Origin of the sequence: Enterococcus malodoratus (assembly GCF_027659535.1) — a bacterium.
Taxonomy (GTDB): domain Bacteria; phylum Bacillota; class Bacilli; order Lactobacillales; family Enterococcaceae; genus Enterococcus_A; species Enterococcus_A malodoratus.
In genome coordinates this window covers 236,083-250,363 of the sequence record NZ_JAQDPG010000003.1, presented here as the reverse complement: position 1 = coordinate 250,363, position 14,281 = coordinate 236,083, and the positions used below count along the sequence as shown (strand labels likewise).

The following is a 14,281-nucleotide window of genomic DNA, read 5'->3' as shown; positions in this document are numbered from 1 at the left end:
AAAACCCTTTAGACCTTTTGTTAAAATTAGAAGAAACAAGTATATATTAATAAGCGTCTTACTGATAAAAGCGGATCGGAGTTGAGTAGAATGTCAAAGGAAATCGAAATTGTTTTACCGGATGGAAATAAGCAAAAGGTGGCAGAAAACACCACCTTGTTTGAAATAAAAAATCAATTGATGGAAGAAGCAGTTGTCGGCAGTATTGATGGCGAAGTCGTTGACTTATCAACTCCTGTTAAGAAGAATGCTGAGATTGCCTTTTATGATTGTTCATCTACTGAAGGAACGACAGCGATTTGTCAGTTAGTCAGTCTTTTGCTGGAAGAGGCCATCAAAACGCATTATCCTGAAGCTCTCTTTGCGAAGTCGCAGCAAGAGGAACAAACGATTTGGGTCGACCTGCGGGTGAAACAACCATTGAGTGCCCTTGTTTTGAAAGATTTAGAACACCACATTAAGAAGCAACTTAAGGCCAATACACCAATCGAAAGTGCGGCAATGACTGTTTCAGAGGCTAAAGAAGTATTCAAAGAAAATGAGTTGAAAATGTTCTCCTTGACCGAACTAGAATCGGATCGAGTAGTTTTTGTCTATTCTTTTGGCAATGTGACGGAGTATTTTCTTGAACCAATGGCACTTGAATTAACAACTGCTAGGTATTTTTCATTGTTAAAAGTTTCAGGAGCCTATTGGCAAGGCAATCCGGACAATGAGATGCTGCAACGGGTTATGGGTGTCGTCTTTGCTGAGAAGGCACAACTGTTAGCGCATTTAGATTATTTGGAAGAGTCGGAAAAACGGAGCCACCAAAAATTAGGTAAAGAACTAGATTTGTTTATGTTTTCAGAAGAAGCCCCTGGAATGCCTTTTTACTTGGAAAATGGATTGATCATTCGAAATGAGTTACAGAAATTTTTACGCGAACTGCAAGCCAAGTATGACTATAAAGAAGTAAAAACCCCCTTAATCTTGAATCAACGTTTGTGGGAACGTTCAGGTCATTGGGATCATTATAAAAATAATATGTACTTTACGAAGGTTGCTGATGAGGATTATGCTTTGAAACCGATGAACTGTCCCGGTCATTGCTTAATCTACAAGGACCGTAAACGTTCTTATCGGGATCTGCCGATGCGCATGGCGGAGTTTGGGCAAGTTCATCGCCACGAATTCAGTGGGGCGTTGAATGGCCTACTGAGAGTTCGGACCTTCTGTCAAGACGATGCACATATCTTTGTACGCCAGGATCAGATCGAGCAGGAGATTGCCTTGGCGCTAAAAATTATTGACGAAGTTTACAAGATTTTTGGTTTTGAATATGCAGTTGAACTTTCGACTCGGCCAGATAATTTTATGGGTGAAATCGAATTGTGGGACGAAGCAGAAGCATCATTAGGAAAAGTATTGACGGATTTAGGTTATAAATACAATATCAACGAAGGCGATGGAGCCTTTTACGGACCTAAAATCGATATTCATATCAAAGATGCTTTGAATCGCAGCCATCAATGTGCGACAGTTCAATTGGATTTCCAAATGCCAGAAAAATTTGATTTAACTTATGTCGATGAAAATAATCAAGAGGCCCAGCCGGTTATGATTCATCGAGCAGTTTTTGGGTCATTGGATCGCTTCTTGGGAATATTAATCGAACATTATGCTGGTGCATTTCCATTTTGGTTGGCGCCTAAACAAGTTGCGTTAATCAACGTTGCCCAGACCCATGCAGCAGGGGTAGAAGATTTATTTCATGAACTACACGCTGCTGGAATTCGCGTGGAAAAAGATTTACGGAATGAAAAATTAGGGAAAAAAATCCGTGATGCGGAAATGCGGAAAATTCCTTATATTTTAGTGATTGGTGATAAAGAATTAGCAGAAGGGACCTTCGCGGTTCGTAAACATGGCAGTGACACGATTAAGCAGATGGAGAAAGCTGATTTCATAGACACGCTTAAGCAGCAGATGCAAGAAAAGAACCATCAACAATAATATATTCGGTTTTAGAAAACCAAAAAAAACGCTGAAGTTCACTTCAGCGTTTTTTAATGCCCTTAAGTAACCACTCAGTTTTAAAACGAAAATCTTTTAATAATTCTTCTTCGCCCCATTGATTCGCTAACATGTCTGTTAAGGAATCGATTACCAGCTTCATTGAGAAATATAGAAAGCTGATCTGTTCCTCTAATGTAGGCATGGCGAAATTATTTTTTTCCAAAAGTTTTTCCCAAGCTTCAACACCATGATCCGCTTTTGGTCGATAGGAAAAAAGATAGCTGTTTTGTGCTAAGAGAACTAACTGGCGATAGCGATCAGAACGCTCATCTAAATCGACATACAGTAACAAGAATGCTTCGATTCCTTGAAAAAAATCATCTTCTTGCTGGGTCATATAGTCGATGATCTCGCCATGTACCTGACCTGCATAAAAATGGATCAAATAATCATAGGCATCGTTTAGGTCCTCAAAGTATTTGTAGAAAATTCCCCGCGACATTTGCAAAGCGCTCACTATTTCGCTGACTTTGACCAGACTGACGGGCTTTTCATAAAAAATTGTCAGCAGCAAAGCGCGAATCTCTGCTTGCCGGGTTTCTGGTAAATTTAGAAAAGTTTTTTTCGGCATGGGCTGCCTCCCCAATGGATAGTCATTTTTTCCTTTAGTATAGCACATGAGCAAAATCGGTGACATTTTGTCACCAGAAGTGTATTCTAACGTTTGAAAGGGTGAGGTAAATGTTTTTAGCTTGGAAAGAAATTCGCTATGCGAAATTAAGATATGGATTGATCGTGGGTATTATGATCCTCGTCGCCTACGTGGTTTTCATGTTGTCGGGATTGGCCAATGGTTTGGCAGATGGCAATCGGACGGCAATCGATGACTGGGGAGCATCAGCGATTATTTTATCGGAAGACAGCAATAAAATCGCCAATGCGTCACAATTACAAAAAAGTGATACTGATCGTGTAACGGCTAAAGAAAAAGCCGGAGTGGGGATTTACTCCACTGCTGCAGAGAAAAAGAACAATGGTGAAAAAACCAATGTCTCAATTTTTGGCACGGCTAACGATGCATTTGTCGTACCAAAAGTCATTAAGGGGCGATTATACAAAAACGATAACGAAATCATCGTGTCGGAAAATCTTTTATCGGAAGGCTATAAATTGAATCAGCAGATAAAAGTCAATGATCAAACAATAAAGATTGTTGGTATTACGAAAGAAACGACTTATACATTGGCACCAGTGATCTACTTGAATTCAACTACCTTTAAAAATTTGAAATATGGTGCGCAACCAACTGGCAATGAACCGATTAATTTGATTGCGACAAAAGGTCAAACGACTATCGATAATCAAGAAGGTCAAACAAAATTGGATAAAATGACTCCTGAGACTTTTATCGAGAATATTCCTGGCTACACACCGGAAAAATTAACGCTGAATACAATGATTTATTTTCTATTTGTTGTTGTGACCGCAATAATTGGAATCTTTATGTACGTGATCACTTTACAAAAAACATCGATCTTTGGCGTGATGAAAGCTCAGGGCGTGGCTACTAGCTATCTAGTTCGTTCGATTTTGGCACAGGCTTTTCTAGTAGGAATTATTGGAGTCGCAGTCGCTATTGGTTTAAGCATATTGACGAGTTTAATCTTGCCGAGCGCCATGCCGTTTGCGGTTCATTGGTCAGAATGGACACTGTACAGTGTAATTTTAGTACTTGTTGCGATGATCGGCGGCTTATTCTCGATGCGGACAGTTACTAAAGTTGATCCCGTAACAGCAATTGGAGGGGAATAAGATGAGTGATATTTTAAGAATGGAAAATATTATAAAAAAATTTGGTCAAGGGCACACAGAAGTGACTGCGTTAAAAAATATCGATTTTACTGTTGCACAAGGCGAATTTGTCAGTGTAATTGGACCATCAGGCTCAGGGAAGAGTACGTTTCTAACGATTGCTGGTGGACTGCAATCTCCAACAGAAGGAAAAATAACCATTAATGGAGCAGATTTTGGTCAAATGAACGAGAAGGATCGATCAAAGGCGCGCTTCAAAGAGATTGGGTTTATTTTACAAAGTTCAAATTTGATTCCCTTTCTAAAGGTTCAAGAACAATTTCAATTAGTAGAAAAAATCGAGCAAGAAAAAAATACGGCAAAAATCGAAGAGCTGTTGAAATCTTTGGATATTTGGGAACTGCGAGAACAGTATCCGAAAGAACTATCCGGTGGAGAACGTCAACGAGTGGCCATCGCGCGTTCATTATTCAATGATCCGCAATTAATTTTAGCAGACGAACCAACAGCCAGTCTTGACTCTGATCATGCTTATGATGTCGTAAAACTCTTAGCCAAAGAAGCTCATGAGCGCAGCAAAGCGATCGTTATGGTCACTCATGATGAACGAATGACGCAGTGGAGCGACAAAGTTTATCAAATGAAAGACGGAAAACTTTTAATGAAAGAATAGTTGCTAAATAGCCCATTTCCTGTGTATGATAGTCTGGTTGACAATTGCTGGTTCTGCTATTTTCGGTTTCACTATGTTTGAATACCAATGATAAGGTTGCAAAAATTTTATCTTATTAATGAACTAGTAGTTTATCAGTTGATTAGAAAAATCAATTTTTTAGAAAGCAGGAAATCCATGGATATTTATTTAAAAAAAGCAGCACTTCATATCGTTGATCGGGAATCGGGCGATCCGATTTATAGTCAGAGCGAATTAGACTTAACAAAAGAATACGTTCGCGAATATTTAACGAAGAAAATTCAAAAATTATCTTCAGCTCAAACCAAAACGGGAATGCTAACAGAGGATTCAACGTTTGCTTTGTTGAGCCAACAGGCAGAACATGACTTTTTATCGGTGAGCGAAAGAATCGTGACTCGTTGGTATGAGGCATATAAAGAGAGTGAAGAGGCGCCAAGTGCGGATGCTTTTGTTGTCTTATATGAAGAAGACACGCAAATGTACTTAGCCTTTTTAAAGGTAAATTATCACGAGGGCTACACACACCTAGTAGATTCCGATGAGGCTGGATTGAAAAACGAATTAATTATTCACCGTGCGTTATTATCGAGCAAGTCGCAAAAGGCCGATGAAGGCATCGTAGTCAATTTAGGTAATTTGAGTTATGAGCTGATTGAGAAAAAATATCCTTTTTCTGGGGAAAAACGATTGTATTTTTCAACGCAAGTGATTGAAAGCCGCCCAGCACCTTCATTGGAAGAAAATGTTCGTGTTATAAAAAAAGTTGCAGAAAAAATTGGGGCGAAGTTTGAAAATCCCAAACACGATGTCATCGCTGATGTGAAAGAAGCTGTCTACGATGTGGTAGAAGAAAGCGGTCAGATCGATGCCAAGGTCGTTGCGCAAAAAGTTTTTAAAGACAATGTATCGGCCCAAATGGCGTTTCAAGAGGAAGTCGTAGAAAAAGGATACGTGGATCAAGCACCGCTTTTACGCGAGGTCCGCGAAATCACGGAGAAAAAATATGGTAAACAAAAGTTAAAATTATCAAACGGCATCGAATTGATCGTGCCTTTGGATGTTTATCGCAATCCTGAGTTAATAGAATTTATCAATAATCCCGATGGCACAATTTCTGTGACGATTAAGAATGTTGATGAAGTAATCAATCGTCTGTAGAAGCAGACTATCAAAGCTGTTTCCAATGTTTGTTCTATTTACATGAAGAAAGTCTGAGCCCTTTTTTGTTCGAAAAAGGGCTCTTTGAAATTGAGCTAGTTAAAAGAATGCGCTAGAATAAAGAAAATAATCGGAGGAAGCAAGATGGAAGAATACAATGAATTTTTCCGCATTGGACAATATACGGACGCGGAAGCGATGACTGGCTGTACGGTCATTCTCTGTGAGGATGGCGTGACGGGCGGTGTTTCGGTACGCGGCGGTTCACCGAATACTCGTGATACGGATGCTTTAAAATCGGAAAATAATCGAAAATTTGTGCACGGGGTGACATTATCTGGCGGAAGCGCCTTTGGACTAGCGGCAAACGCGGGTGTGGTAGATTTTTTGGAAGAAAACGGTATTGGTCGGGACATGGGGATTACGTTTGTACCGAATGTTGTGGGAGCCAGTCTTTTTGATCTGCGCATCGGGCGTGCAGATGTTCGGCCAAATTATCAAGCAGGGCGCAACGCTTGTGAACAAGCCTTTAGTGGACAACAATTTCAAGCAGGAAACTATGGTGCGGGGACAGGTTGCAGCGTCGGGACTATCAATGGTGCGAAAAACGCCATGAAAGGTGGTATCGGGCTGTACACGATGCGCCACGGTAATCTTTGGGTGACAGCAGTTATTGCAGTCAACGCCGTAGGAGACGTCTATGAGGAAGAACTTGGCAAAATTATTGCTGGTGCCCGTAAGCCGGGTGAAAAAAAGATCGGATTTTCTGAAGAACTTTTCCTTGAACACTATCAAAACGAAGATGCCTTATTTGATGGAAATACGGTGATTGGTTGTGTCATGACGAACGCGACCTTTCCAAAAGCCAAGATGAATAAATTGGCTGATATTAGTCATAATGGAATTGCACGAGCGATTCGTCCGTCACATACGACTTATGATGGCGATACCCTATTTGTTTTAGGGGCGAATCAAATCGAGGCAAGCTTTGAAGCGGTATCGATCTTGGCTGTTGAAGCTGTTCGTCGAGCAATTATTGCTGGTACGAAGACAGCAGCGACTTATGGCGATTATTTAGCTTATCAAGATGTATAAAAGAAAGGGCCAAGACGAACTTGTCTTGGCCCTTTTGAGTTAAAACCAAAAGACTAGCCAAGGATCAGCTAGTCAGTGGGGAAGATTTATTTAACGCGTGGTTCAGATTCTAAGTTGTCACTGATTTTCTCAGTTTGATTGCTCATAGCATTCTTCGCACGATTGGTTTGTTTTGATGCGAATTTCCCAGTCGTTTGAGCAGCACTAGTGACTTTATCTTGAACTGTTTCGCTATCTTCTTCATATTCTTCGCGCGTTTTAATATCTACAACGTTCACATTCACTTCGATTACATCCAAATGAGTCATTTTGTCGACTTCTTCAGAAATCAATTTTTTCATTTGATCATAAATGTCTTCAATGTCTTTGCCGTATTCAACGACCACATCCATATCAACAGCAACTTGCTTTTTGCCGACTTCAGTACTGATACCGGAAGTTACATCATCGCTATTGACTAATTTGTCCTTAATGTTAGAGAAGAAACCGCCGTCTACAGTCAATAAGCCGTTGACGTTTTCCAAAGCGATTCCGATGATTTTTTGAATCACTTTGTCTTCATAAGTTAATTCGCCCTTTACATCCTTTTTCACTTCTGTTGGTTTGATTGTTGTGTTATCCATAATTTCTTTCCTCCTAGGTGTATTAATGTATTAACCCTTTCTAAAAGAAAAAGTTAGTTCAATTCTGATTGTGTTAACTATTTTTTCAGGTAGTCATCTAAAATATGGTTGTTCTTTAGATAGATGCCGACAACTACTCCGATAACTGTGATCAAAATCAGTAAGATCGTTTTAAAGAAGCCGATGGTAAAGAATAGCACAGCTAAGATAAAACCGAGGATACCGAAGATCATAGGCAGTTTGTCTCGTGTTAAAAATTCCTGCATCGCTGTTCCTCCTATTCTACTCGCGGCCGTGTACGTGTTACCGTTGTTTCTGTTGGCGTGGGTTCAAATGATTGAAGTTTTACTTTGATCGAGACTTTTTCTTCAGGTCCTAATAATTCCCGAAGCTTCGTCTCCACATTCTTAGCCCAACGGTCTGTTTGACCAACCAGGCCCGATGTCTTCTTCAATTGCCCGCGAACATTCACTCTAATTTTATTTTTCGTTGCTGTTACATTAACTTTTGGGTTGTCCATGAAGTCTTCCTGTTTGATACTTGTCCGAACATATCCCTCAATTGCTCGCTTGTCTAAAGCCAATTTTCCGCGATCTTCTTGCAAAACAAATTTAGTCACTCGTTTTGGATAAAACAGAATCACGAAAATTCCAATGACCGTTAAGATTGCTAGAGCTGCTGCTACCCAGAATAAATATAGCTGAGCATAATCGTTTGTTAGTACAAACTGTTGCAATGAACTAAAATCTAACGGGTTTGAAGCAATAAAGTAGTAGATTGCGACAACGGATAGAAAAATAGAAAGTAAGACCAGTGAAAAAATAATTAGGATGGTTTTGAGAACTTTGTTCATACCGCACCTCCTCACTTCAATATTTCTAAATTGTTTACAATAAAATAATAAAATGATATCCCTTTTATGTAAAAAAATTTGCTTGCATTTCTATTAAAAAAACTTTTTTCGTGTAGATTGAAAGGTTCTAGTCAAGAGAATAATAATATTTACCGGGATTTTTCATTTTTTAAATTATTATAGAAAAAAATGATCGAGCAGTTTTTTTGAATAAAAAAAAGAAGTGTGACAAATGACTTTGTCGCACTTCTATTAATAAATAGTTTAACGTTCTCTCCATTTTCGATAACGGCGATAGAGGCTTTCAACGACTAGGAAAAGAATCGACAGGGCAGCAACAGAGTAGCCAAAGATTCCCAGATCAGAAATCAGTGTATCGCCTTTTGGAGATGTTTGCACAAGGATAGAGGAACCAATAACTAAGGCAGACAGAATCAAACCGATCACTAAACGATTGACCATGGCTTCTGCTCGTTCCAAAAAATTTCGCTGATTTTTTACTTCGAGGTTCAGTTTGCCTTTTCCTTTAGCAAAGGTATCTAAAGCATTCAACGCATGACTTGGGATTTTTGGCAGAGCTTTTAAAGTAGATAAATAATCTAAGCCTGTTTCCTGCAGCTCGTTTTTCAGATTCAATTGTTGGATAAAATATTTTTGTGCGAAAGGGGCGACCACTTCGAACAACGATAGATCTGGATTCAAGTCTTCGATAACGCCTTCTAAAGTACCAAAGGCCTTGATCAGCATCGTGACAGAATCATCAATCTGCAAATTATTATCGTGACAGATGATTACCACCTGTGAGAATACTTTTTGCAGATCGATCTCCTTAACCGGCAAGTTCAAATAGCGATTTAAAAAATCATCCAATTCATCGGTAAATTTTTCTTCATCAAAGCTGCCAACCTGTTTGCAGATAGCATGAACAGCATTAGCGATTCGTTGAGTATCTTTGCTGTAGATAGCAATAATCGTATTGCTCATTTTGGACTGCATCTCGCGAGTGATCGTCCCCATCATACCAAAATCAATAAAGTTTAATCGGAAAGGGCGAAGCCGTTCATTTTTAGAATAGGTGATCTCGTAAGGAATCTTTCCAAATTTTCCTTGATGCTCTTTTGATTTGATCGATTGTTCCTTTTGGTTTTCTTCGTCACTTATTAATTGTAGTAGAATATTGCCGGGGTGGGGGTCGGCATGGAAGAAGCCATCTTCAAATACTTCCTTCATGAAATGTTCGATTAACAATTCACTGACTGTTTTCTTTAGTTCTTTATAGTTTTTCTCGCCCTGTACGATTTTATCGTCATCAGCGTTGATCAATTCTTTTAGGTTCTTGCCAGGCATCAGTTCCATCACGATGACCTTTTTAGTGGAGTAGGCAGGCTCCATTTTAGGCGCACGAATTTCTTTCCAGCCGTTGTTCAAACGATAGAATTCTTCCGCTAAGACCAGCTCTTTTTGGAAATCCAACTCATTTTGCAGTGAAACACGAATCTCTTTCACAATGCTCTTAAGGTCGATGACTTTGCTTTCAGGGACCCAGTTAGCGATCGGAATGGCTTTTTCAAACAAAGACAAATCCAGCTCGATTTCGTAGGCGATTCCCGGATGCTGTACTTTAACAACAACCTGCTGACCATTTTTTAATTGCGCATGGTGAGCCTGTGCGATCGAGGCAGAGGCGAAGGGCTGTTCATCAAAACGCTCAAAGATTTCTGTTAAGGGCAATTCTAATTCTTTTTCAACTAAAGTTTTAACTGATTCAAAGTTATCTGTTTTCACGTCGTCTTGCAGTTTGCGCAGTTCTTTCGTGAAATCCAGTGTGAAAATGTCAGTTCGCACAGACATCATTTGGCCAACTTTGATGAAGGTTGGTCCTAATTCCTCAAAAGCTTGACGAACTTCGGCAGGGTTCTTTTGCTGGGTAATATTTTTGACGACACTATAATGATTGACAACTTTTACAATTTGACGTAATCGTGCGGCCTTGGATTGTTCTTTCATGACAGCACCTCCGTTTCTTTACTTATATAAAGGTAAATGTTTTTTTGGGATGGGAAACAAATCAAGGGTTCTATTCATTTCTATCTTACAAGAGATTTTTCCGGGATACAAACAAGCCCCAAATTATTTTCTGCTAAAAATAATCTGGGGCTTGTTAAATTTAGTGATTTGTCACGACTTGAATGACTTGCATAATGCAGTATGTGATACCTGCCGCGATTACCGGGCCAGCGGCAATGCCCTTCAAGAACACGACGCCCATGATTGTTCCAAAAACTAAAGCGACGGTTACTTCAGGCGACTGATTGATTAGCCCGACTCCTTTTGAAGACAAGACCGCAACTAAGACACCGCAGATTGTCGCCACCCAACCAAGAGGTGATTTCAAAGTATTCAGTAAATCTTTTAAAACGATATCGCCAGTAGCGATCGGGACTAGGATCGTCGCTGAGATTAACGTAACGCCCCAGTTAATCCCTTGTTTGTTCAACAAGGTCAAAAATTTATCCGAATGTGGAATCAATTTTAAAATTAGAATTGCAGACGTCGCAATCAATAAACTTTGGTTTTTAGCAATAAGAGCAATCAAAAAAATGACGCCTAAAAAAATCCAACTTTCCATAAAGGTCACTCCCTTAGTATGATTATTTGCTGCAGCAAGTAAATTATAGAATCACATTATCCTATCTCAGGAGAGATAAACTATTTCTGTGATTATCTGATCTGGAACTTTCACCGTATTTACTATACAAGATAATTTGCCAAGTTGCGACTATTTTCCGAAACGATTTTAGTGTAAGCTTTTAAAAGAAGTATCAGCAGAAGGCTTTCCGATTTTATCCAGTCTAAAAAATTTTTTGCCAAAAAGTATATTAGTAGAAATAAGGAGCACCAGATGAAAATAGGATTACGTACCATAAAAACGGCGGCGGCAGCCCCAATTGCTTTACTGATTGCTAATGGGCTGAGTTTAGAATCAGCCGCATCGGCAGCAATTATTACGATTTTAACCGTAACGAATACCAAGCGGTCTACTGCAAAGACAGCGTTGAACCGTATTTTTTCTTTAACACTTGCAACGATTATCGCGGCCATTTGTTTTTCGCTTTTAGGATTTCATCCATTGGTTTTTGGACTGTATCTATTATTTTTTATTCCATTATCCCTTCGTTTGGATTTAGCGGAAGGTATTGCGGTCAGTTCCGTCTTGATTACTCATTATTTGGTGGCGGGTGAGATGCCGTTGAGTTTGATCTTCAATGAATATCTACTGATGATAATTGGTGTTGGCTGTGCCTTAATAGCCAATCTCTACATGCCCAATACGGAGAAAAAGATTCAGGAGGATCAAATGGTAGTCGAAGTCTCAATGAAAAAAATGTTGGGACAGATGTCTGCATATTTAAATCAACCGGAGAAGGAAGAAGAATTGCGACAAGAGTGTTTGTCGCTTCGAGACTTTGTCCGAGAGGCGCAAATTCGAGCTCAGGAGTATGAAGAAAACCGTTTCTTTTCTGGTAACAGCTATTATTTTGAGTATTTCGCAATGCGCCGCTTGCAGTTAAAAATTCTAGCCGATATGTTGCAGATCCTGAATCGATTGACTGCCGCACCCGAGGATGTTCAGGAGTTGCGAGAATTGTTTGAATTTACCTCACAGACTTTAGCGGAAGATAATGATGGTTCGGCGATTTTAATTAAAATTTCCGAGACGGATCGACGTTATCAACAAAAGCAATTGCCGGATAGTCGTCAAGCTTTTGAAGAACGAGCGATGCTTTTCCAGCTTTTCCAACTGTTTCAAGATTTCATTGAAATCAAAGCGGGTTTTTATCGGAACAAGTAATGAGAAAGAATCAGCCTTTTGTCCCATGTAAACGGTTGATAATTTCTTTATGATAAAGATAAGAAAAACAGGTGAGGGGTATAAAAAATGAAAAAAATAGTTATCGGGTTAATTTTGGTGGGTGCCGCATTAGTAAGTATGAGCAGTATGTTCTTTCATAATCGGATGAGTAATGAAACGTTCACTACATCAAGGACCGTTAAAAAGCTGGTCGTTGATGATCGCAACATGCCAGTTGAGGTTGTTGGAGTGTCTGGAAACAAGACGCGGATAAATTATAAAAAGAGCAGAGATATCAAGTACAAAATTAAACAAACAATACCTTGAGTTTAGAACGGAAAAAGACAATTGGTTTCAGTTTCAATTTCTTCAATTTTGGCAATAGTAATCCTACAGTAACCATTGAGGTTCCAAAGGATAAGTTAAAAGATCTGCAAGTGGATACTTCCAATGGAAAACTTGTGGCAGAGAATTTAACATTGGATAATTTAGATTTGGAAACAAGCAGCAGTAAAATGACGATTAGTGAAGTGGATGCTCGTACAATTGATGCAGAAACTAGCAATGGCAAAGTTGAGTTGACACGTATGAAGTTTGATGACGGATCGTTTGAAACCAGCAATAGTAAAATGGACCTGCAAGATTTGAGCTTTGGAGAAGGCGAATTTGATACTTCTAATGGCAAGATCAATCTAATGGATTTGAAGCCATCAAAGGCACTTTCACTTAGCACAAGTAACTCAGAGGTTAATGGAACGGTGATTGGGGATAAGGATGATTTTGCGATTACCTCCAAGACTAGTAACGCCTCGAATAATTTGGGCAATCATGACAATGGTTCGAAAGAATTAGAAGTTAGAACGAGCAACGGGGATATTGAGATCGCATTTGTACGGTAAGTGACATTCTTTTGAAGGAGGCAGCGGAATGATTGGTAAAACACTAAGCAAATTATTGCTGGGAATCTACCTGATTCTATTGGTTTGGATCTTACTGTTCAAATTCTCGCTATCCTTTTCCGAGATAGCAGCAAATCTATCTCATCCGATGAGATCAATCAACTTGGTTCCATTCCAAGATTCGATGATCGTGAATGGCAAGATCGCATTCAATGAGATAATCTTAAATGCAGTTGTTTTTGTTCCACTGGGTGTTCTTTTAGGGATTTCTGCAAAGAAATCCTCTTTCATGAAGAAGCTCGCTTTTATCTTTCTGTTTTCACTTTTTATCGAAATGATGCAATTCATTTTAGGAATTGGGGCAACCGATGCGACAGATCTTTTAATGAATTTTGTTGGCGGATTCTTGGGAGTCAGTATTTATCGAGGACTAACACATTTTATTCCAGAAGCAAAATTGGATAAAAGATTGGTTGTAGTAGGGAGTATAATGGGAATCCTATGCTTGGGAATGGTCTTGTTATTACTTTTCTTAAATTGACGAAATAAAAGCTCTTCAGCGATTTTGCTGAAGGGCTATTTTTTTTCGAAAATATCTGTATTACGTTGAAACCGCCAAACTAAAAAGGTTTCTGAAAGTGCCAGATAAAGAAATAATCCTGCGATGATCAAGACGGCTTTTTCTCCAATCATCCGATAAGAGAATACAGAGACGATCGCGCCGGCAATAAAAGCCAAAACGACTAATACGAAATGAACAAACCGCGTCTTCGCTTCCTGATCTTTAGTGCTCAAATAATCATAAAGATTCGTGGCTACACCTTTTAAATTTCCTGTTGTGAATAAGTTTGTGTAAGCAAGTCCATTAATTTTATCAAAAGATATCCACTGGATTGAAGCAGTAAACGCAATTACGATTGTAATAATTGCGGGATGTGGTTGCAGAAAGTGGAAGCTGAGAATAAAAAAGATCAAGGCTTCAAAATAAAGCAGAAACAATCGCCAAAAATGCATCTCTTTCTTTCTAAAGTAATCAATCATGAACTTTGCTAAGAGAATTCCTAAAAAAAAGAACAAAGTGGAAAGCATTTTTTTTCCGACCATATTCCATTGTCGCTCGTAGGCTTGGATAATTGCTAAAATAATATTTCCGGTTTGAGCAGAAGCAAATGCTTGATAGCGAATATAGGTGTAGCTGTCTATCATTCCGCCGATAAACGTTAACAACAAACCTACCGAACGATTCTCGTGAAAACTATTTTCCATCTGTCACTCATCTCTTTTCGCTGACTA

Annotated in this window: 16 protein-coding genes; 9 read left to right on the top strand and 7 right to left on the bottom strand. The window is 39.1% G+C overall.

The features are described from left to right. Nucleotides 1–90: 90 nt before the first annotated feature. Nucleotides 91–1,995, top strand: a complete 1,905-nt coding sequence (gene thrS, locus PGP85_RS07140; RefSeq protein WP_010740825.1) for a threonine--tRNA ligase — start codon at nucleotides 91–93, stop codon at nucleotides 1,993–1,995. A 43-nt stretch (nucleotides 1,996–2,038) separates the two neighbouring features. Here thrS and PGP85_RS07135 read toward each other — a convergent pair whose 3' ends face one another. Next, entirely contained in the window at nucleotides 2,039–2,629 is a 591-nt protein-coding gene (locus tag PGP85_RS07135; protein ID WP_270326778.1) for a TetR/AcrR family transcriptional regulator, read from the bottom strand. A 110-nt stretch (nucleotides 2,630–2,739) separates the two neighbouring features. On the opposite strand from PGP85_RS07135, the gene PGP85_RS07130 reads away from it, so the two are divergent. The 4 genes from PGP85_RS07130 (at nucleotide 2,740) to PGP85_RS07115 (ending at nucleotide 6,760) form a co-directional block, all read left to right on the top strand. Further along, a complete protein-coding gene (locus PGP85_RS07130; protein WP_270326777.1) occupies nucleotides 2,740–3,810 on the top strand; it encodes an ABC transporter permease in 1,071 nt (356 codons plus the stop codon). A gap of 1 nt (nucleotide 3,811) precedes the next feature. Further along, a complete protein-coding gene (locus PGP85_RS07125; RefSeq protein WP_090403054.1) occupies nucleotides 3,812–4,483 on the top strand; it encodes an ABC transporter ATP-binding protein in 672 nt (223 codons plus the stop codon). A 177-nt stretch (nucleotides 4,484–4,660) separates the two neighbouring features. Next, nucleotides 4,661–5,665, top strand: a complete 1,005-nt coding sequence (locus PGP85_RS07120) for a nucleoid-associated protein (RefSeq protein ID WP_010740821.1) — start codon at nucleotides 4,661–4,663, stop codon at nucleotides 5,663–5,665. A gap of 144 nt (nucleotides 5,666–5,809) precedes the next feature. Continuing rightward, the gene (locus PGP85_RS07115) at nucleotides 5,810–6,760 is read left to right on the top strand and encodes a P1 family peptidase (protein WP_270326774.1); all 951 of its coding nucleotides are present in this window, start codon (nucleotides 5,810–5,812) and stop codon (nucleotides 6,758–6,760) included. An 86-nt stretch (nucleotides 6,761–6,846) separates the two neighbouring features. On the opposite strand, the gene PGP85_RS07110 is transcribed toward PGP85_RS07115, so the two are convergent. The 5 genes from PGP85_RS07110 to PGP85_RS07090 form a co-directional block, all read right to left on the bottom strand. Next, nucleotides 6,847–7,383, bottom strand: coding sequence for an Asp23/Gls24 family envelope stress response protein (locus PGP85_RS07110; RefSeq protein WP_010740818.1), 537 nt, complete (start codon nucleotides 7,381–7,383; stop codon nucleotides 6,847–6,849). Nucleotides 7,384–7,460: 77 nt separating this feature from the next. Then, on the bottom strand, nucleotides 7,461–7,649 hold the full coding sequence (locus tag PGP85_RS07105; RefSeq protein WP_010740817.1) for a DUF2273 domain-containing protein: 189 nt from the start codon (nucleotides 7,647–7,649) through the stop codon (nucleotides 7,461–7,463). An 11-nt stretch (nucleotides 7,650–7,660) separates the two neighbouring features. After that, nucleotides 7,661–8,236 carry an alkaline shock response membrane anchor protein AmaP gene (gene amaP, locus PGP85_RS07100; protein ID WP_010740816.1) on the bottom strand — a complete coding sequence of 192 codons (576 nt, stop codon included), beginning with the start codon at nucleotides 8,234–8,236 and terminating at the stop codon, nucleotides 7,661–7,663. 264 nt (nucleotides 8,237–8,500) lie between these two features. Continuing rightward, nucleotides 8,501–10,243, bottom strand: a complete 1,743-nt coding sequence (locus PGP85_RS07095) for an ABC1 kinase family protein (RefSeq protein WP_270326772.1) — start codon at nucleotides 10,241–10,243, stop codon at nucleotides 8,501–8,503. 160 nt (nucleotides 10,244–10,403) lie between these two features. Continuing rightward, complete coding sequence (locus PGP85_RS07090; RefSeq protein ID WP_010740814.1) at nucleotides 10,404–10,865, bottom strand: DUF441 domain-containing protein; 462 nt, start codon at nucleotides 10,863–10,865, stop codon at nucleotides 10,404–10,406. 273 nt (nucleotides 10,866–11,138) lie between these two features. On the opposite strand from PGP85_RS07090, the gene PGP85_RS07085 reads away from it, so the two are divergent. From PGP85_RS07085 to PGP85_RS07070, 4 genes are all read left to right on the top strand, one after another. Continuing rightward, on the top strand, nucleotides 11,139–12,089 hold the full coding sequence (locus PGP85_RS07085; RefSeq protein WP_270326770.1) for an aromatic acid exporter family protein: 951 nt from the start codon (nucleotides 11,139–11,141) through the stop codon (nucleotides 12,087–12,089). Nucleotides 12,090–12,176: 87 nt separating this feature from the next. Then, on the top strand, nucleotides 12,177–12,416 hold the full coding sequence (locus PGP85_RS07080; RefSeq protein ID WP_270326767.1) for a hypothetical protein: 240 nt from the start codon (nucleotides 12,177–12,179) through the stop codon (nucleotides 12,414–12,416). Beyond that, entirely contained in the window at nucleotides 12,413–12,988 is a 576-nt protein-coding gene (locus PGP85_RS07075; protein WP_270326765.1) for a DUF4097 family beta strand repeat-containing protein, read from the top strand. Before PGP85_RS07080 ends, PGP85_RS07075 begins: the two co-directional genes overlap by 4 nt. Nucleotides 12,989–13,016: 28 nt before the next feature. Continuing rightward, nucleotides 13,017–13,529 carry a VanZ family protein gene (locus PGP85_RS07070; protein WP_010740811.1) on the top strand — a complete coding sequence of 171 codons (513 nt, stop codon included), beginning with the start codon at nucleotides 13,017–13,019 and terminating at the stop codon, nucleotides 13,527–13,529. Nucleotides 13,530–13,564: 35 nt separating this feature from the next. On the opposite strand, the gene PGP85_RS07065 is transcribed toward PGP85_RS07070, so the two are convergent. Further along, the gene (locus PGP85_RS07065; RefSeq protein WP_270326764.1) at nucleotides 13,565–14,254 is read right to left on the bottom strand and encodes a YoaK family protein; all 690 of its coding nucleotides are present in this window, start codon (nucleotides 14,252–14,254) and stop codon (nucleotides 13,565–13,567) included. Between the last annotated feature and the right edge of the window lie 27 nt (nucleotides 14,255–14,281).